17 protein-coding genes are annotated in these 17,627 nt (G+C 64.4%); 11 read left to right on the top strand and 6 right to left on the bottom strand.

Translation table 11 applies throughout. From position 1 onward, the window contains the following. Positions 1 to 8: 8 nt before the first annotated feature. Positions 9 to 638, bottom strand: a complete 630-nt coding sequence (locus EN857_RS12240; RefSeq protein WP_127391219.1) for a TetR family transcriptional regulator C-terminal domain-containing protein — start codon at positions 636 to 638, stop codon at positions 9 to 11. A gap of 254 nt (positions 639 to 892) precedes the next feature. On the opposite strand from EN857_RS12240, the gene EN857_RS12245 reads away from it, so the two are divergent. The 4 genes from EN857_RS12245 (at position 893) to EN857_RS12260 (ending at position 5,438) form a co-directional block, all read left to right on the top strand. After that, positions 893 to 2,221 carry an aspartate aminotransferase family protein gene (locus EN857_RS12245; RefSeq protein ID WP_127283263.1) on the top strand — a complete coding sequence of 443 codons (1,329 nt, stop codon included), beginning with the start codon at positions 893 to 895 and terminating at the stop codon, positions 2,219 to 2,221. Between the two features lie 70 nt (positions 2,222 to 2,291). Continuing rightward, entirely contained in the window at positions 2,292 to 3,542 is a 1,251-nt protein-coding gene (locus EN857_RS12250; RefSeq protein WP_127283264.1) for a Zn-dependent hydrolase, read from the top strand. Positions 3,543 to 3,606: 64 nt separating this feature from the next. Beyond that, a complete protein-coding gene (gene hydA, locus EN857_RS12255) occupies positions 3,607 to 5,058 on the top strand; it encodes a dihydropyrimidinase (protein WP_127393106.1) in 1,452 nt (483 codons plus the stop codon). A gap of 2 nt (positions 5,059 to 5,060) precedes the next feature. After that, on the top strand, positions 5,061 to 5,438 hold the full coding sequence (locus tag EN857_RS12260) for a hypothetical protein (RefSeq protein ID WP_187331268.1): 378 nt from the start codon (positions 5,061 to 5,063) through the stop codon (positions 5,436 to 5,438). A 23-nt stretch (positions 5,439 to 5,461) separates the two neighbouring features. On the opposite strand, the gene EN857_RS12265 is transcribed toward EN857_RS12260, so the two are convergent. After that, a complete protein-coding gene (locus tag EN857_RS12265; protein ID WP_127283266.1) occupies positions 5,462 to 5,866 on the bottom strand; it encodes a cupin domain-containing protein in 405 nt (134 codons plus the stop codon). 130 nt (positions 5,867 to 5,996) lie between these two features. On the opposite strand from EN857_RS12265, the gene EN857_RS12270 reads away from it, so the two are divergent. The 4 genes from EN857_RS12270 (at position 5,997) to EN857_RS12285 (ending at position 9,987) form a co-directional block, all read left to right on the top strand. After that, positions 5,997 to 6,788: an ABC transporter ATP-binding protein gene (locus EN857_RS12270; RefSeq protein ID WP_127311868.1), complete on the top strand. Its 792-nt coding sequence runs from the start codon at positions 5,997 to 5,999 to the stop codon at positions 6,786 to 6,788. Positions 6,789 to 6,944: 156 nt separating this feature from the next. Further along, positions 6,945 to 7,823, top strand: a complete 879-nt coding sequence (locus EN857_RS12275; RefSeq protein WP_127393107.1) for an ABC transporter permease — start codon at positions 6,945 to 6,947, stop codon at positions 7,821 to 7,823. Then, positions 7,820 to 8,974: an ABC transporter permease gene (locus EN857_RS12280; protein ID WP_127393108.1), complete on the top strand. Its 1,155-nt coding sequence runs from the start codon at positions 7,820 to 7,822 to the stop codon at positions 8,972 to 8,974. The genes EN857_RS12275 and EN857_RS12280 overlap by 4 nt, the downstream gene beginning before the upstream one ends. Positions 8,975 to 9,015: 41 nt before the next feature. Continuing rightward, the gene (locus tag EN857_RS12285) at positions 9,016 to 9,987 is read left to right on the top strand and encodes an ABC transporter substrate-binding protein (RefSeq protein WP_126053856.1); all 972 of its coding nucleotides are present in this window, start codon (positions 9,016 to 9,018) and stop codon (positions 9,985 to 9,987) included. Between the two features lie 40 nt (positions 9,988 to 10,027). Here EN857_RS12285 and EN857_RS12290 read toward each other — a convergent pair whose 3' ends face one another. After that, positions 10,028 to 10,486, bottom strand: coding sequence for an Lrp/AsnC family transcriptional regulator (locus EN857_RS12290; RefSeq protein WP_127394149.1), 459 nt, complete (start codon positions 10,484 to 10,486; stop codon positions 10,028 to 10,030). A gap of 122 nt (positions 10,487 to 10,608) precedes the next feature. On the opposite strand from EN857_RS12290, the gene EN857_RS12295 reads away from it, so the two are divergent. Further along, positions 10,609 to 11,892, top strand: coding sequence for a cystathionine gamma-synthase family protein (locus EN857_RS12295; protein ID WP_135858679.1), 1,284 nt, complete (start codon positions 10,609 to 10,611; stop codon positions 11,890 to 11,892). A gap of 144 nt (positions 11,893 to 12,036) precedes the next feature. After that, complete coding sequence (locus EN857_RS12300; protein WP_127391926.1) at positions 12,037 to 12,477, top strand: CHRD domain-containing protein; 441 nt, start codon at positions 12,037 to 12,039, stop codon at positions 12,475 to 12,477. A gap of 106 nt (positions 12,478 to 12,583) precedes the next feature. Here EN857_RS12300 and EN857_RS12305 read toward each other — a convergent pair whose 3' ends face one another. From EN857_RS12305 to EN857_RS12315, 3 genes are all read right to left on the bottom strand, one after another. Continuing rightward, the gene (locus EN857_RS12305; RefSeq protein ID WP_127391925.1) at positions 12,584 to 14,233 is read right to left on the bottom strand and encodes a thiamine pyrophosphate-binding protein; all 1,650 of its coding nucleotides are present in this window, start codon (positions 14,231 to 14,233) and stop codon (positions 12,584 to 12,586) included. Further along, positions 14,230 to 15,405, bottom strand: a complete 1,176-nt coding sequence (locus tag EN857_RS12310; RefSeq protein WP_127391924.1) for a CaiB/BaiF CoA-transferase family protein — start codon at positions 15,403 to 15,405, stop codon at positions 14,230 to 14,232. The genes EN857_RS12305 and EN857_RS12310 overlap by 4 nt, the downstream gene beginning before the upstream one ends. A gap of 81 nt (positions 15,406 to 15,486) precedes the next feature. After that, a complete protein-coding gene (locus EN857_RS12315; protein ID WP_135858681.1) occupies positions 15,487 to 16,419 on the bottom strand; it encodes an alpha/beta hydrolase in 933 nt (310 codons plus the stop codon). Between the two features lie 188 nt (positions 16,420 to 16,607). Here EN857_RS12315 and EN857_RS12320 point away from each other — a divergent pair, with 188 nt between their 5' ends. Further along, positions 16,608 to 17,618: a ribonuclease gene (locus tag EN857_RS12320; protein ID WP_127391922.1), complete on the top strand. Its 1,011-nt coding sequence runs from the start codon at positions 16,608 to 16,610 to the stop codon at positions 17,616 to 17,618. The last annotated feature ends 9 nt before the right edge of the window (positions 17,619 to 17,627 follow it).

A 17,627-nucleotide genomic window follows, 5' to 3' on the forward strand; every position in this document is an offset into this window, starting at 1 on the left:
CCAGACGTTCAGCCCTTCGGCTTCAGTCCATCGATGAACAATTGCTCGAGGAACCGGGCGGCATCCTCGAAGCGGCCGTCGCCGCCGCGGTCGGGGCCGAGCACGGCGCGCACCTGGACGTCGAAATCGGCATAGTGCTGCGTCGTCGCCCAGATCGAGAAGATCAGGTGCCAGGGGTCGGTGCGGGCGATCTTGCCGGCGCGCATCCAGCCCTTGATGACGGCGGCCTTCTCGTCGACCAGCGCTTTCAGCTCGCCTTCCAGCAGCGGCATGATGCGCGGCGCGCCCTGCAGGATCTCGTTGGCGAAGAGCCGGCTTTCGCGCGGGAAATCGCGCGCCATTTCGAGCTTGCGCCTGATGTAGCTGCGCAGCTCGGTGAGAGGGTCGCCGATGTCGTCGAGTTCCCTGAGCGGCGCCAGCCAGGTCTCGAGCAGCCGCTCCATCAGCGTTTCGTGAATGTCTTCCTTGCGGCGGAAGTAGTAGAGCAGGTTCGGCTTCGACATGCCGGCCGCTTCGGCGATCTGGTCGATGGTCGAGCCGCGAAAACCGTTGGTGGAGAAGACCTCGAGCGCTGCTTCCAGGATCAGCTCGCGCTTTTCCTGCTGGATGCGGGTGCGGCGGGGAGCGGAACCTTCCATGGCGGCCGTCACCCCTGCAAACCTTCGCCGCGAGCGCCATCTGGACCAATTCTCTGGACCAGTTTTTCCTTGGCCTGTGGAGCGCGCTTCGGATGCGGCATTTCCGTTAGTAATCCCTTGACCGCCGACATGGCGGTGCTAACGTTTGTCCAATCGGTCAAAATTTGCGTAGCACGAAAACGCAGCTGAGACCAAGTGCTGGGAAGACCAAGCGTTAGCCGCACCGAAACAGGTTACAAGGGGAAGTCTTGGTCATGTCCAACCGGCTGAAAGTCACGCCGAACGATCTCAGCGCATTCTGGATGCCGTTCACGGCGAACCGGCAGTTCAAGCAAGCGCCTCGCATGTTCGTGTCCGCCAAGGACATGCATTACACGACCAGCGACGGCCGCAAGGTGCTCGACGGCACCGCCGGTCTCTGGTGCGTCAATGCCGGCCACTGCCGGCCGAAGATCACCGAAGCGATCCAGCACCAGGCGGCCGAGCTCGACTATGCGCCGGCCTTCCAGATGGGCCACCCGATCGTCTTCGAACTGGCGAACCGCCTGGTCGACATCGCACCGAAGGGCATGGACCATGTCTTCTTCACCAATTCGGGTTCGGAATCGGTCGATACCGCGCTGAAGATGGCGATCGCCTACCACCGCGCCAGGGGCGAAGGCTCGCGCACCCGCCTGATCGGCCGCGAGCGCGGCTATCACGGCGTCAATTTCGGCGGCATCTCGGTCGGCGGCATCGTCAACAACCGCAAGATGTTCGGCACGCTGCTCGGCGGCGTCGACCATATGCCGCACACGCATCTGCCGGAAAAGAACGCCTTCTCGAAGGGCGTGCCGGAACACGGCGCGGAACTCGCCAACGAGTTGGAGCGCATCGTCGCGCTGCACGACGCCTCGACCATCGCGGCCGTCATCGTCGAGCCGGTGGCCGGCTCGACCGGCGTCATCCTGCCGCCGAAGGGCTATCTGCAGAAGCTGCGCGAGATCTGCACCAAGCACGGCATCCTGTTGATCTTCGACGAGGTCATCACCGGCTTCGGACGCCTCGGCACGCCGTTCGCCGCCGACTATTTCGGTGTGACGCCTGACATCATGACGACCGCCAAGGGCGTCTCCAACGGCGTCATCCCGATGGGCGCGGTATTCGTGACGAAGGAGATTCACGACGCCTTCATGACCGGACCCGATCACATGATCGAGTTCTTCCACGGCTACACCTATTCGGGCAATCCGATCGCCTGTGCCGCCGCGCTCGGCACGCTCGACACCTACAAGGAAGAGGGCCTGTTGACCCGCGGCGAAGAACTGGCGCCTTACTGGGAAGACGCGCTGCATTCGCTGAAGGGCGAGCCGAACGTGATCGACGTCAGGAACATCGGCCTGATCGGTGCGATCGAGCTGGCGCCGATCGCCGGGCAGCCGACGAAGCGGGCCTTCTCGGCCTTCGTCAAGGCGTTCGAGCACGGCTTGCTGATCCGCACCACCGGCGACATCATCGCACTGTCGCCGCCGCTGATCATCACCAAGGGCCAGATCAACGAATTGATCGACCATCTGCGGGATGTGCTGAGGTCGATCGACTAGACCTGCTTTGTCCGGTGTGGCGGCGTCGGGAACCGCCGCCCCACCGGGTAGTGAAATGAGAGGACTTTGAATGGCCGCCCCCGGCGAGAATCTGCGAATCAATTCAGACCGTTTGTGGGATTCCATCATGGAGATGGCGAAGATCGGCCCCGGCATTGCCGGCGGCAACAATCGCCAGACCGTGACCGACGAGGATGGCGAGGGCCGGCATCTGTTCAAGCGCTGGTGCGAGGCCGCCGGCCTCGAAATGGGGCTCGACGAGATGGGCACCATGTTTGCCCGCCGTGAGGGCACCGATCCCAGTCTGCCGCCAGTCTATGTGGGCAGCCATCTCGACACCCAGCCGACCGGCGGCAAGTATGACGGCGTGCTCGGCGTGCTCGGCGGGCTGGAAGTCGTGCGCTCGCTCAACGATCTCGGCATCAAGACCAAACACCCGATCGTCGTCACCAACTGGACGAACGAGGAAGGCGCGCGCTTCGCGCCGGCGATGATGGCGTCCGGCGTCTTTGCCGGCGTGCTCGACCAGGCCGATGTCTACGAACATGTCGACAAGGACGGCAAGAAGTTCGGCGAGGAATTGGAGCGCATCGGCTGGAAAGGCGCCGAGAAGGTCGGCGAGCGCAAGATCCACGCCTTCTTCGAACTGCATATCGAGCAGGGGCCGATCCTCGAGGATGAAGGCATCGACATCGGTGTCGTCACGCACGGCCAGGGCCTGAAATGGCTGCAGGTGACGCTGACCGGCAAGGAGGCGCATACCGGTTCGACGCCGATGCCGAAGCGACGCAATGCCGGCCTCGGCATGGCGCGGGTGATCGAGCTGGTGCACGAGATCGCCATGGACTACCAGCCGGACGCGGTCGGCGCGGTCGGCCACATGCAGGCCTATCCGAACTCGCGCAACATCATTGCCGGGCGCACCGTCTTCACCATCGACATCCGCTCACCGGAAAAGGAGGTGCTCGACGCCATGGACGCGCGCGTGCGCGAAGGCATCGACACGATCTGCGATGCGCTCGACATCAAATACCAGATCGAGCAGGTCGGCCATTTCGATCCGGTGACCTTCGACAAGAACTGCGTCAAGGCGATCCGCGATGCCGCCGAACGGTTGGGCTACACGCATCGCAACATCGTCTCGGGTGCCGGCCACGACGCCTGCTGGATCAACCGCGTTGCCCCTACGGCGATGGTGATGTGCCCATGCGTCGACGGGCTCAGCCACAACGAGGCTGAGGAGATATCCAAGGAATGGGCCGGCGCCGGCGCCGACGTTTTGTTCCATGCGGTGGTGGAGACGGCTGTCATCGTCGAGTGAGGTCCGGAATCTAGAATTCAACGCTGCTCGCAAAGAAGCGCGATTAGAACAGGGGAACATGAAAATGACCAAAGTCATCAGGAACGGCACCATCGTCACGGCCGACCGCACCTGGAAGGCCGACGTGCTGATGCAGCACGGCAAGATCGTCGCCATCGGCTCGAACCTGCACGGCGACCATGAGTTCGACGCCACCGGCTGCTACGTCATGCCGGGCGGCATCGATCCGCACACCCATCTCGAAATGCCGTTCATGGGCACCTATTCGGCCGACGATTTCGAATCCGGCACCCGCGCGGCACTTTCCGGCGGCACGACGATGGTGGTCGATTTCTGCCTGCCGGCGCCGAAACAGTCGCTGCTCGAAGCGTTGCAGATGTGGGACAACAAGACCTCGAAGGCGGCCTGCGACTATTCATTCCACATGGCGGTCACCTGGTGGGGAAAACAGGTGTTCGACGAGATGGCGACCGTCGTCGACAGGGGCATCACCTCGTTCAAGCACTTCATGGCCTACAAGGGCGCGCTGATGGTCGACGACGACGAGATGTACGCGTCGTTCCAGCGCTGCGCCGATCTCGGCGCGCTGCCGCTGGTGCATGCCGAGAATGGCGACGTGGTTGCAGCCCTTTCTCAGAAGCTGCTCGCCGCCGGCAACAACGGCCCCGAGGGGCATGCCTATTCACGCCCGCCGGAAGTGGAAGGCGAGGCGACCAACCGCGCCATCATGATCGCCGACATGGCCGGCGTGCCGCTCTATGTCGTGCATGTCTCCTGCGAGCAGGCGCATGAGGCCATCCGCCGCGCGCGCCAGAAGGGGATGCGGGTGTTCGGCGAGCCGCTGATCCAGCACCTGACGCTCGACGAGACCGAATATTTCAACAAGGACTGGGACCATGCCGCGCGCCGCGTGATGAGCCCGCCCTTCCGCAACAAGCTGCACCAGGATTCGCTGTGGGCCGGCCTGCAGGCGGGATCGCTGCAAGTGGTGGCGACCGACCATTGCTCGTTCACCACGCAGCAGAAACGCAACGGCGCCGGCGACTTCACCAAAATTCCGAATGGCACGGGCGGGCTCGAGGACCGGTTGCCGGTGCTGTGGACCACCGGCGTCAACACCGGCCGGCTAACGATGAACGAGTTCGTCGCGGTGACCTCGACCAACATCGCCAAGATCCTCAACATGTATCCGAAGAAGGGCGCCATCGTCGAAGGCGCGGACGCCGACATCCTGGTCTGGGATCCGAAGCGCAAGAAGACGATCACCTCGAAGAAGCAGCAGTCGGTGATCGACTACAACGTGTTCGAGGGCTTCGAGGTGACCGGCCTGCCGCGCTTCGTCTTCTCGCGCGGCGAATTGTCGATCGAGGAGGCGGAGGTCAAGGCCAAGGTCGGCCATGGCGAGTTCGTCGCCCGCGAGCCGAACGCCGCGGTCAACCGGGCGCTGTCGACCTGGAAGGAGATCAGCGCGCCGCGCAAGGTGGAACGCACCGGCATTCCGGCGACCGGGGTCTGAGCGTGCGCGTTTCTCATTTTGCGTTTGCGGCCGCAGCGCTGCTCGTCGCCGGCCAGGCTTCCGCGGCGGCAATCGACCTGTCGAAACCCTATGGCAACAAATCCGGCTGCATCAACAAGAACGGCCAGGAAATCTATGCCGAGGACATGCTGCTGTTGACCGACGAGGCATTCGTCACGGTGGCGAGCGCCTGCACCTTCACCGAAAAGAAGGCACAGGCCGACGGCTCGCTGCTGGTCAAGGCGCAATGCCAGGCGGAAGGCGAGGAGGGCGAGTCACCAGCCCAGTTCACCATCAAGCGCAGCGCCAAGAACGCCAAGAGACTGGTGATCGCCGATGAGGACGGCAATGTCATGGGAGAAGTCTCCCGGTGCAAATGACGGAGAAAGTGTTTCCGTCCGCCTCAGGCGACCAGCGCATCCAGTTCCGGCAGCAGGACGACGCTTTCCTGCTCGTTGGGATCGGTGCGGGCGATGACCGCCGACGAGGGCGCGCCGCTCAGATTGGCGGGCAGATGCGGCACGCCGGCGGGGATATAGAACAGGTCGCCGGCCTTGACGACGATGTGATGCTCAAGGCGGTCGCCATACCAGGTGTGGACCTCGCCGGAGAGCACGTAGATCGCCGTCTCATGGTTCTCATGCATATGCGCCTTGGCGCGGGCACCGGGCGGCATGGTGAGCACGTGCATGCAGATGCCGGACGAGCCGACCGACTCGGTGGCAATGCCGGCGAAATAGGTCAAACCCTGCTTGCCTTCATAAGTGCTTTCGGGGCGGATAAGATGACAAGTCGGTTTGAGCGACATCGGGGAAACTCCGGGCGTCGGGCTGGCGGGACAAGGCCAATGGGGCAGGGTGAGTGGAAAACAACGTCGCGATAAAAGCAATCGGAATCCAGCCGGCGCCGCAGGCACGGGAACGGGCAGGCGCCAGCCAATGACCGGACAGTCGCCAGCCGTCGTTTCGGCAAGCAAGCTAGGCCTCACCTTCCAGACCAATGACGGTCCGGTGCAGGCGCTGTCCAATGTCGACCTCACCATCGGCAAGGGCGAATTCGTCTCCTTCATCGGCCCGTCCGGTTGCGGCAAGACGACCTTGCTCAGGGTCATCGCCGACCTGGAGAAGCCAACCTCGGGAGCGATCTCGGTCAACGGCATGACGCCGGAGCAGGCGCGCGAGAAACGCGCCTATGGCTATGTCTTCCAGGCAGCCGCCCTTTTCCCGTGGCGCACGATCGAGCGCAATGTGGCGCTGCCGCTGGAGATCATCGGCCTGTCCAAGGCAGAGCAGGCGGAGCGCATCAAGCGCACGCTGGAACTGGTCAACCTCGCCGGCTTCGAGAAGAAATACCCCTGGCAGCTTTCCGGCGGCATGCAGCAGCGCGCCTCGATCGCCCGTGCGCTCGCTTTCGACGCCGACTTGCTCCTGATGGACGAACCGTTCGGCGCGCTCGACGAGATCGTGCGCGACCATTTGAATGAACAGCTTCTGGAATTGTGGGAGCGGACCAACAAGACGATCTGCTTCGTCACCCACTCCATCCCCGAGGCGGTGTACCTCTCGACGCGCATCGTCGTGATGTCGCCGCGGCCGGGCCGCGTCAGCGACGTCATCGAATCGACGCTGCCAAGAAAGCGGCCGCTCGACATCCGCGAGACGCCGGAGTTTTTGGCGATCGCCGCGCGCGTGCGCGACGGCCTCCGGGCAGGGCACAGCTATGATGATTGAGCGCCGTCAGGAGCGAGCGCCTGCCCGCGCCTTCGTCATCCCAGGGCGGAGCGCCCGCGATGCGGCGTGCGTGAAGGGAGCGGCCAACCACGCCTTCGGCCTTCGCTTCGCTCCGGCCACCCTCTCCCCGGCGGGGAGAGGAGAGGGGCAGCGCTGATGGACTCCTTCCGCTCGAAAATCATCCCCGTCACAACCATCCTCGCGGCCGTGGTGGTCGCCTGGTACGTTTTCGCCGTCGTCCTCAACGCGCCGTTCCAGCGCGATCTCGACCAACGCGCCAACGAAACCCCCGGCACCGCCGAATTCATCGGCAAGACGCTGTCGCAGCCGAAGCCGACGCTGCCGGCGCCGCACCAGGTTGCGGTGAATTTCTTCGAGAACACCTTCCTGCGGTCCGTCACCTCGAACCGCAGCCTGGTCTACAACGCCTGGGTGACGCTGTCGTCGACGCTGCTCGGCTTTGCCTTCGGCACCGCGCTCGGCATCGTCATTGCCGTCGGCATCGTGCATGTGGCGACGCTCGACCGTAGCCTGATGCCGTGGGTCATCGCCTCGCAGACCATCCCCATCCTGGCCGTTGCGCCGATGATCATCGTGGTGCTGGCGGCGGTCGGCATCACCGGGCTGATCCCGAAAGCGCTGATCTCGACCTACCTGTCTTTCTTCCCGGTGACTGTCGGCATGGTGAAGGGTCTGCGCTCGCCGGAACTCATGCATCTCGACCTGATGCATACCTACAATGCCAGCCGCGCGCAGACCTTCTGGAAGCTGAGGGTGCCGGCATCGGTGCCGTTCCTGTTCACCTCGATGAAGGTCGCGGTGGCGGCAAGCCTGGTCGGCGCCATCGTCGGCGAGCTGCCGACCGGCGCCGTCGCCGGCATCGGCGCCAAGCTGCTTTCCGGCGCCTATTACAGCCAGTCCATCGACATCTGGTCGGCGCTGGTCGCCGGTTCCATCGTGGCGGCGCTGCTGGTGATGGTGGTCGGCGTTGCCGGCCGCCTGGTCGACCGCGCCATGGGCGGGAGGCCGGCATGAGTTGGCTAAAACCATCCTGGCAAGGGCTGCTGGCGATCCTGCTATGCCTGATCGCCTTGGCACTCGGCGCGATGTCGAAGCCGGAAGCGGCGGCGCTGGCGCAACCTGAAGCGTCTTTCGACTATCCCTACCTTGCGACGAAGGGGCTGATGTTCGGCTTGCTGCTGCTGGCAGCTCTTGCCTCGATGGCCAGGCTGTCCACGATCGTCGAGGCCCTGGTGCTTTTCATCGGCGCGCATCTCGCCGCCTGGCTGCTGATCACGGGCATAAACGGCTATGAAGGCACGGCGCTGGCGCCATTCTTCCTGCTGCTCGCCGCGGCCTGGCTGCTGGGATGGCGCTGTGTGGCGGTGCTGTCTTCGCTGCGCCCGGTGGCGAACTGGGTGCGGACCGCCCTGCGGCTGATCATCCCGGCGATCTTCGGCGCCTGGATCCTGATCATCTGGGAAGCGGTGACCCGGGGAGCCGGCATTCCCTTCATCCTGTTGCCGCCGCCAAGCGCCATCGGCGCGCGCATCGCCGGTTCGCTGCCGGTACTCGGCGCCGATGTCCGACAGACCATCTTCAAGGCGGTGATCTTCGGCTATGTCGTCGGCAGCGGCGCCGGCTTCCTCGCGGCGATCGCGGCCGACCGCGTGCCGTTCCTCAGGCGCGGGCTCTTGCCGATCGGCAACATGGTCTCGGCGCTGCCGATCATCGGCGTGGCGCCGATCATGGTGATGTGGTTCGGCTTCGACTGGCAGTCAAAGGCGGCGGTCGTCATCATCATGACCTTCTTCCCGATGCTGGTGAACACGGTCGCCGGGCTTGCCGCTTCCGGCCATATGGAGCGCGACTTGATGCGCACCTATGCGTCGGGCTATTGGCCGACGCTCATCAAGCTCAGGTTGCCGGCCGCCGCTCCCTTCATCTTCAACGCGCTGAAGATCAACTCGACGCTGGCGCTGATCGGCGCCATCGTCGCGGAGTTCTTCGGCACGCCCGTCGTCGGCATGGGATTCCGCATTTCGACCGAGGTCGGGCGGATGAACATCGACATGGTCTGGGCCGAAATCGCAGTTGCAGCACTGGCGGGTTCGGTCTTTTATGGCGTGGTCGCTCTTGTCGAAAGAGCCGTCACGTTTTGGCATCCCTCTGTCCGTGGTGGATAGGGGCGGTGGGTTTAAGGGTGCTAACTTCAGAGGGTAAAAACATGAAAAGACTGATTATTCCTGTCCTGGCCGGCGCGATGTCGCTGGCCGCTTTCCAGGCGATGGCCGCCGACAAGGTGACGCTGCAGCTGAAGTGGGTCACGCAGGCCCAGTTCGCCGGCTACTATGTCGCCAAGGCCAAGGGCTTCTACGAAGCCGAGGGCCTCGACGTCGACATCAAGCCGGGCGGCCCCGATATCGCTCCCGAGCAGGTAATCGCCGGCGGCGGCGCCGACGTCATCGTCGACTGGATGGGCGGCGCGCTTGCCGCGCGCGAGAAGGGCGTGCCGCTGGTCAACATCGCCCAGCCCTTCAAGAAGGCCGGCATGGAGTTGGTCTGCCCGAAGGACGGCCCGATCAAGACCGAAGCCGACTTCAAGGGCCACACGCTCGGCGTCTGGTTCTTCGGCAACGAGTATCCGTTCTACGCCTGGATGAACAAGCTCGGCCTCAAGACCGAGGGCGGCCCGGACGGCGTCACCGTGCTGAAGCAGAGCTTCGACGTGCAGCCGCTGATCCAGAAGCAGGCGGACTGCATCTCGGTCATGACCTATAACGAGTACTGGCAGCTGATCGACGCCGGCTACAAGCCGGAACAGCTCACCGTGTTCAACTACTCGGCCATGGGCAACGATTTGCTCGAAGACGGGCTCTATGCGTTGGGAGACAAGCTCAAGGATCCGGCCTTCGAGGACAAGATGGTGCGTTTCGTGCGCGCTTCGATGAAGGGCTGGAAATATGCCGTGGACAACTCCGACGAGGCAGCCGGCATCGTCATGGACAATGGCGGCCAGGACGAGAATCACCAGAAGCGGATGATGGGCGAAGTCGCCAAGCTGATCGACAATGCCGATGGCAAGCTGATTCCGGAAGCCTATGAGCGCACCGCCAAGGCGCTGCTCGACCAGAAGATCATCACCAAGCAGCCGGAAGGCGCGTACACCACGGCGATCACCGACAAGGCGATCAAGTAGGCCGGCTGAACGCTGACATCCCGATCTCGAGAACGGCGCCTCAGAGGCGCCGTTCCTTTATGGTGTTCATGACGAAGCTGGTCTCGATCGAGGCGACGCATTTCAGTCGCGCGATCTTTTCCTTGATGAAGCGCTCGTACTGCTCGAGGCTTCCTGCCACCACCTTCAGCACATAGTCGCGCGAGCCGGTGACGAGGTGGCATTCCAGCACCTCATCCCAGCCGCGGATCGCTTCCTCGAACATGACGATCTCGTCCTCGTTCTGGCGGCTGAGCCGGATGGTGGCGATGGCGACCATGCCCCAGCCGAAGGCGGCCGGATCGACCAAGGCGGTATAGCCTCTGATGACGCCGGCTTCCTCCAAACGCCGCACGCGCCGCAGGCAGGGCGACGGCGACAACCCGATCCGCTCGGCAAGCTCGTTGTTGGTGATGCGGGCGTCGGCTTGCAGTTCACGCAGGATCTTGCGGTCGAAATCGTCGGCTATCTTCTGCTGCACTTTCGGGCTCTCCAGGCAATTCATTGCGGGAACGCAGCCACGCGAGCCCAAAAATAGCAAGGACTGCATGATGGGGATGGCATAAATTGCGGGGCAACACTCCTCGAAAGCAGGAAATAGCCATGACCGCGCCGCGCCCGTCGAAAACCCACATCGGCAACCACAAGCTCCATCCGGAGACGCTGATGCTGAGCTATGGCTTCGATCCGCAGCTTTCGGAGGGCGCCGTCAAGCCGCCGGTGTTCCTCACCTCGACCTTCGTGTTCAAATCGGCGGAAGAGGGACGCGACTTCTTCGACTACACCTCCGGTCGCAAGGAACCTTCGAGCGGCACGGCTTCGGGTCTGGTCTATTCGCGCTTCAACCATCCCAACAGCGAGATCGTCGAGGACCGGCTGGCGGTCTACGAGGGCACGGACGCCTGCATCCTGTTCTCGTCCGGCATGTCGGCGATCGCAACGACCCTTCTCGCCTATGCCCGCCCGGGTGACGTCATCCTGCATTCGCAGCCGCTCTATGGCGGCACCGAAACGCTCCTGACGCGCACGCTCGCCGGCTTCGGCATAGAGGCGGTCGGCTTCGCAGACGGCGTCGACGAGGTGGCGGTTCGCGCGGCCGCCGATACGGCAATGGCCAAGGGCCGGGTGTCGGTCATCCTGATCGAGACGCCGTCAAATCCGACCAACAGCCTTGTCGACATCGCGCTGATGCGCAGGATCGCCGACGAAATCGGCGCAGGGCAAGGGACGAAGCCGATCATCGTCTGCGACAACACGCTGCTGGGTCCGGTGTTCCAGCGGCCGATCGAACACGGCGCCGACGTTTCGGTCTATTCGCTGACCAAATATGTCGGCGGCCATTCCGACCTGATCGCCGGCGCCGCGATGGGCAGCAAGGCGGTCACCAAGCCGATCAAGGCGCTGCGCGGCGCGATCGGCACGCAGCTCGACCCGCATTCCTGCTGGATGCTCGGCCGCTCGCTGGAGACGCTGTCGATCCGCATGGAACGCGCGAACGACAATGCGCGCCTGGTCGCCGAATTCCTGCGCGACCATGCCAAGGTCGAGAAGGTGCATTATCTGCCGTTCCTGGGCGAGGACACGCCTTCGGGCCGCACCTATCGGGCGCAGTGCGGCGGCGCCGGCTCGACCTTCTCCTTCGACATTCGCGGGGGGCAGAAGGCGGCGTTCGCCTTTCTCAACGCCCTGCAGATCTTCAAGCTGGCGGTAAGCCTCGGCGGAACGGAATCGCTCGCCAGCCATCCGGCGGCCATGACCCATTCTGGTATTCCCTTCGAAGTGCGCCAGCGCATCGGCGTGCTCGAGACCACGGTGAGGCTGTCGATCGGCGTTGAGCATCCGGACGACCTGCTCGCCGACCTGACCCAGGCGTTGGCAGCCGTCTGATCACCGCCTTCGTGGACTCCAAAAAGGGGCGGGTAACCGCCCCTTTTCGGCGCGATGTCAAATCGGCGTTACCGGGCGGAAACATCGGCTCCTCAAGCCGTTGTGGCGGTGCATCCATTTTGGGATGTCACAACGGAGGTTTCCATGCGCATTCAACCCCTCGCGCCGATGCTCTCGGCGCTGGCCATTTCCGCGTCGGTCCTGCTTGCCTTTCCTGCCTTGGCCGAAACGGTGAAATACACGGCGACGCTCGATGGCAGCCAGCAGAGCCCGCCTGTCACCACCAAGGGCAAGGGAACCGCCACATTCACCTTCGACACCGCCAAGAAGAAGCTGAGCTGGAACGTCAAATATTCCGACCTCAGCGGACCGGCGATTGCGGCCCACATCCACGGCCCGGCTGCGATGGGCGCGAATGCGGGACCCGTCATCCCGTTCAAGAAGCTCAAGAGCCCGATCAAGGGATCGGCGACGCTGACCGATGCGCAGGCGGCCGATCTGGAGGCCGGCAAATACTATGTCAACGTCCACACCGCCGCCAACAAGGACGGCGAGATCCGCGGCCAGATCGAGAAGGCGATGTAAGGCGCAAAGGGGCGGTTCATCGCCCCTTTTGTCGTCAGCCGACAGAAAGGGCGGTTTGCCGCCCTTTCGCAGTTGAGCGCAGAAAGGCAGGAGGCTGCCTTTCGGCTTAGCTCTTGTCGCGGATCTGCGTCAGCGTGCGGGTCGGCGTGATTGCCTCGGGATCGAGCCTGATCTCGACGATCGCCGGCTTGCCGCTGGCGCGCGCGCGCTCGAAGGCCGGCGCGAAGTCGGCGGTCTTCTCGACCGTCTCGCCATGGCCGCCATAGGAACGGGCAAGGGCGGCGAAGTCCGGGTTTTTCAGACTGGTGGCGACGACGCGGCTCGGATATTCGCGCTCCTGATGCATGCGGATCGTGCCGTAAATGCCGTTGTTGACGACGATGACGATGATCGGCAGATCGTACTGGACTGCGGTGGCGAACTCCTGCCCGTTCATCAGGAAGCAGCCGTCGCCGGCGAAGGCGATGACTTCGCGCTCCGGGTTCAGCGCCTTAGCGGCGACCGCCGCCGGCGTGCCGTAGCCCATCGAACCGGAGGTCGGTGCCGCCTGCGTGCCGTAGCGGCGGGAGCGGTAGAAGCGATGCACCCAGGTGGCGTAGTTGCCGGCGCCGTTGGTGAGGATGGCGTCTTCCGGCAGGACCTTTCCGAGATGCTCGATGATCGGCCCCATCTGAACTGAGCCCGGGCCGGTCTGCGGCGGCGTCGACCATTCGAGATAGGCGGCATGCGCCTTTTCCGTCTCGGCCGCCCAGGAGGGCTTGGCCGAAGGCTTGCGCTTGGCGAAAGCCTCGACGAAGGCGGCGGGCGAAGCGTTGATGGCTATAGTCGGCCGGTAGACGCGGCCGAGCTCGCCGGCATCGGCATGGACATGCACCAGTGCCTGGTCGGGGTAGGGGCTTTTCAGCAACGTGTAGTCGGAAGACGGCATCTCACCCAGGCGGCCGCCAAGCATGAGCACGACATCGGCTGCCTTGACCTGCGCCGCCAGCTTCGGATTGATGCCGATCCCGACATCGCCGGCGTAGTTCGGATGCAAATGATCGAACAGCATCTGGCGGCGGAAGGAGCATCCTACGGGCAATGACCATGCCTCGGCGATGGCGTGCATCCGCGCCACCGCTTGCTCGTCCCAGCGCGTGCCTCCGAGGATGACGAACGGGCGCTTGGCGCCGGCGAGAAGCTTTTCCAGCGCGTCGAGCTCAGCCTCGCCGGGGCGTGTCTCGACCGGCGTGTGCGGCAGTGCTTCAGGCGCCTCGACGACGCTGGTCAGCATGTCCTCGGGCAGCGAGATGACGACCGGGCCGGGGCGGCCGGAGGTCGCGACGGCAAAGGCGCGGGTGACGAATTCGGGGATGCGCGAGGCATCGTCGATCTCGACCACCCATTTGGCGATGTCGCCGAAGAAGCGCTTGTAATCGACCTCCTGGAAGGCCTCGCGCTCCTTGGCGTGGCTGGCGACCTGGCCGATGAACAGGATCACCGGGACCGAATCCTGCATCGCGATGTGGATGCCGGCCGAGGCGTTGGTGGCGCCGGGGCCGCGGGTGACGAAGCAGATGCCGGGCTTGCCGGTCAGCCGGCCCTGGCAGTCGGCCATCATCGCGGCGCCGCCTTCCTGGCGGCAGACGATGGTGCGGATCGGCGAGTCATGCAGCGCGTCGAGCACCGCGAGATAGGATTCGCCGGGCACGCAGAAGATGCGGTCGGTGCCGTTGGCTTCAAGCGCCTCGACGATCAGTTGTCCGCCGGTTTTCATTTCGCTGATCTCTCCAGTTCGGCCAGGATTTCCTCGGTGTGTTCGCCAAGACGCGGCGAGGGGCGCTCATAGACCAGCGGCGTGCCGGACATCACCATCGGCGCGCGCACCGAGGGCAGGCGATTGCCGTGGCCGTCGTCGAGATCGAGCCGCATGCCGCGCGCAATCGTCTGCGGATCGTCGAACATCTGGCCGATCGTGTTGATCGGGCTCGCCGGCACGCTTGCCGCTTCGAGCTTCGTCAGCAGCGGATCGCGATCAAGGGCCTTGAGCGCCTCGATGATGCGCTCGCGCAGTCTCGCCCGGTTGGCGACGCGGGCGGGATTGGTAGCGAAATCCGGGTTCGACGGCAGATCGTCGAGGCCGACCGCCGCGCAGAATTTTTGGAACTGGCCGTCGTTGCCGACGGCCAGGATGATGTGGCCGTCCTTCACCGGCAGCACCTCGTAGGGCGCGATGTTCATATGCGCGTTGCCCATCTGCACCGGCGACTTGCCGGAGACCAGATAGTTGAGGTTCTGGTTGCCGAGCGCCGAGATCTGGCTGTCGAACAGCGCCATGTCGATGTGCTGGCCCTCGCCGGTCTTCTCGCCATGGCGAAGTGCGGCCTGGATGGCGATCACCGAATAGAGGCCGGTGAACAGGTCGGAAATGGCGACGCCGGCCTTCTGCGGCTCGCGGCCGGCCTCGCCGGTGATCGACATCATGCCGGCCATGGCCTGGATGATAAAGTCATAGCCCGCGCGTGGCGCATACGGTCCGTCCTGGCCGAAACCGGTGATCGAGCAATAAACGAGGCGCGGGTTGATCGTCTTCAGGCTCTCGTAGTCGAGCCCGTATTTCTTCAGCCCGCCGAGCTTGAAGTTCTCGATCAGCACGTCGGCATTGGCGACCAATCGGCGCAGCGTATCGGCGCCCTCGGGCTTGGAGAAGTCGATGGCGATGGAGCGTTTGCCGCGATTGCAGGAGTGATAATAGGCGGCCGACAGGTTCTCGCCGTCATGGCTCATGACGAAGGGAGGGCCCCATTTGCGGGTGTCATCGCCGCCGTCCGGGCTCTCGACCTTGATGACATCGGCGCCGAGATCGGCGAGCAACTGCCCCGCCCAGGGCCCGGCGAGGATGCGGGCGAGTTCGATAACGCGTATGCCTTTCAGCGGAGGCTCGGCCATGGATCACCGTGTTGGGTCGAAAGCGCAGCCTCTATCAATCCCCGCCGCTGCTGTCACGGCCCTTGCGATGGGCCAACCGCCTCACGCTTTGAGAACTTTGTCCGCCCATGCGGCAAAATCGGCCATCACGATGTCCCGGTTCACCTCGTTCAGGCTTTCGTGGCGGGTCTCCGGGTAAACCTTTGAAACCAGATTCGAAAAGCCCATCCCCCGCATGCGCCCGGCGAGGTGGTTGACCGCCTTGCCGTAATCCGAGGCGGGGTCTTTCTCGCCGCCGAGCAGGTTGATGGGGAGGGTGCGGCGCACGCCGGAAAAATTGCCGTCGCTGCCGCCGTAGATCGCCATCTGGACGACGTCCCGCCACATCGACACCGAGGCATCCCAGCCGCAGAGCGGATCGGCGACGTATTTCGCGACCTCGGCCTCGTCGCGCGACAGCCAGTCGAACAGCGTCTTGTGGTTGGGCACGGCCTTGCCCCAGGCCTGGAAGGTCAGCCTCGGCAGCAGCCTTGACGGCACGTCGGAGCCCAGCCGCATCCTTTCCCAGCCGAGGATGGCGAGCGCCAGCTGCCCAAGCAGGCCCTGCGAGAAATTGCCGTTCCAGATCGCGGTGGCATGGACGCGCGCCGAATGACGCAGAAGGAAGTTCAATGCCACCGACGCGCCCATCGAATGGCCGAAGAGGATGACCGGCAGGCCCGGCTGCTCGCCGGCGATCAGGTCATGAATGGCGGTGACATCGGCGATGACCTTGGCGCCGCCATCCGCATCGGCGAACTTGCCGAGCGGTGCGTCGGGCGCTCTGGTCGCGCCATGGCCACGGTGGTCATGCACGTAGACATGAAAGCCGCGCTCGGCGAGGAAATCGGCGAAGCGGGCATAGCGCGCCGCGTGCTCGGCCAGTCCGTGGTTGATCTGGACGACGGCGCGCGGGTGGCCGCTCGCCTGCTTCACATAGAGGTTGAGGTCGGCGCCGGTCGGCGACTTGACCATGCGCTGCTGGCTGAATGGCATTTCGCTTCGTCCCCCCGACGCCCTTCTCGTGCTCACGAGAGTTTTGTTTGCGCTGGCGCCGGTTTTAGGTCAATGCGGCCCGGCTGATTTTGCGCTGTGGGCTTCTTCTCCTGCGGCGCGGGCCATCGCAATTCTGACACGGAGACAGCGGCAGTGTGTGCCGCGACATTTTGAGCCGAGGTGCGGGGATGCGGACAGGTTTTGCTTTTTTGTTGGCTGCCGCCGTCACGGCGCTCGCCGGAGCAGCGCGGGCCGATGTGAAGATGAGCGGCAGCTTCGTGGCCGATGCCGCCTGTCCGGCGACGCAGGCGATCAAGAGCGGCAAGAACCCCGGGAACGTATCGACCGCGGCCGGGCAAAGCTACCAGCTGCTAGCGGGCAACAAGGACGAGCCGACGCATTACCTCATCCTCGTGCCGGGCGCCGATCCGGATCGCCGCTGGGTGAAGATCGGCTGCGGCCATGTCACCGGCGCCAGTGCTGCGGCGACGCCGGCGCCCGTCGAGCAGAACAAGCCGGCGCAGCCTGGCTCCGGCAAGCCGGAATATGTCTTCGCGCTGAGCTGGCAACCGGCCTTCTGCGAGACCAAGTCCAGCAAGCCCGAATGCCAGGCGCAGTCGAAGGCCGGCTTCGACGCCACGCATTTCGCCTTGCATGGGCTGTGGCCGCAGCCGAACGGCAACTTCTATTGCCAGGTGTCGGCAAGCGACAAGGCCAACGACAATCCCGCCCATTGGCAGGACCTGCCGAAGGTCGACCTCGATGCGAGTACCCGCGCCGAGCTCGATCAGGTGATGCCGGGCACCGCCTCCAAGCTGGAGCGCCATGAATGGATCAAGCACGGCACCTGCTACGGCAAGAGCCAGCAAGAGTATTTCTCGGATGCGTTGAACCTGATGCGGGCGGTGAACGCGTCGCCGGTGCGCGATCTCTTCACCAAGCATATCGGCAAGCAGCTGACGTCGGATCAGATCCGCAATGCTTTCGACAGCGCCTTCGGCGCCGGCGCCGGCAACCGGGTCCGTGTCTCCTGCCTGGTCGACCCCTCGAGCGGCAGGCGCATGATCGGCGAGCTGACGCTCGGGCTGTCGGGCACTATCGGCCCCGACAGCACGCTGGGCAGCCTGATGCTGGCTTCCGCGCCGACCTCCAAGGCGGGCTGCCCGAAGGGCACGGTCGACCCGACCGGTTTCCAGTAAGCCGGGCGG

The sequence above is a fragment of the Mesorhizobium sp. M4B.F.Ca.ET.214.01.1.1 genome (genome assembly GCF_004791545.1).
GTDB lineage: Bacteria > Pseudomonadota > Alphaproteobacteria > Rhizobiales > Rhizobiaceae > Mesorhizobium > Mesorhizobium abyssinicae.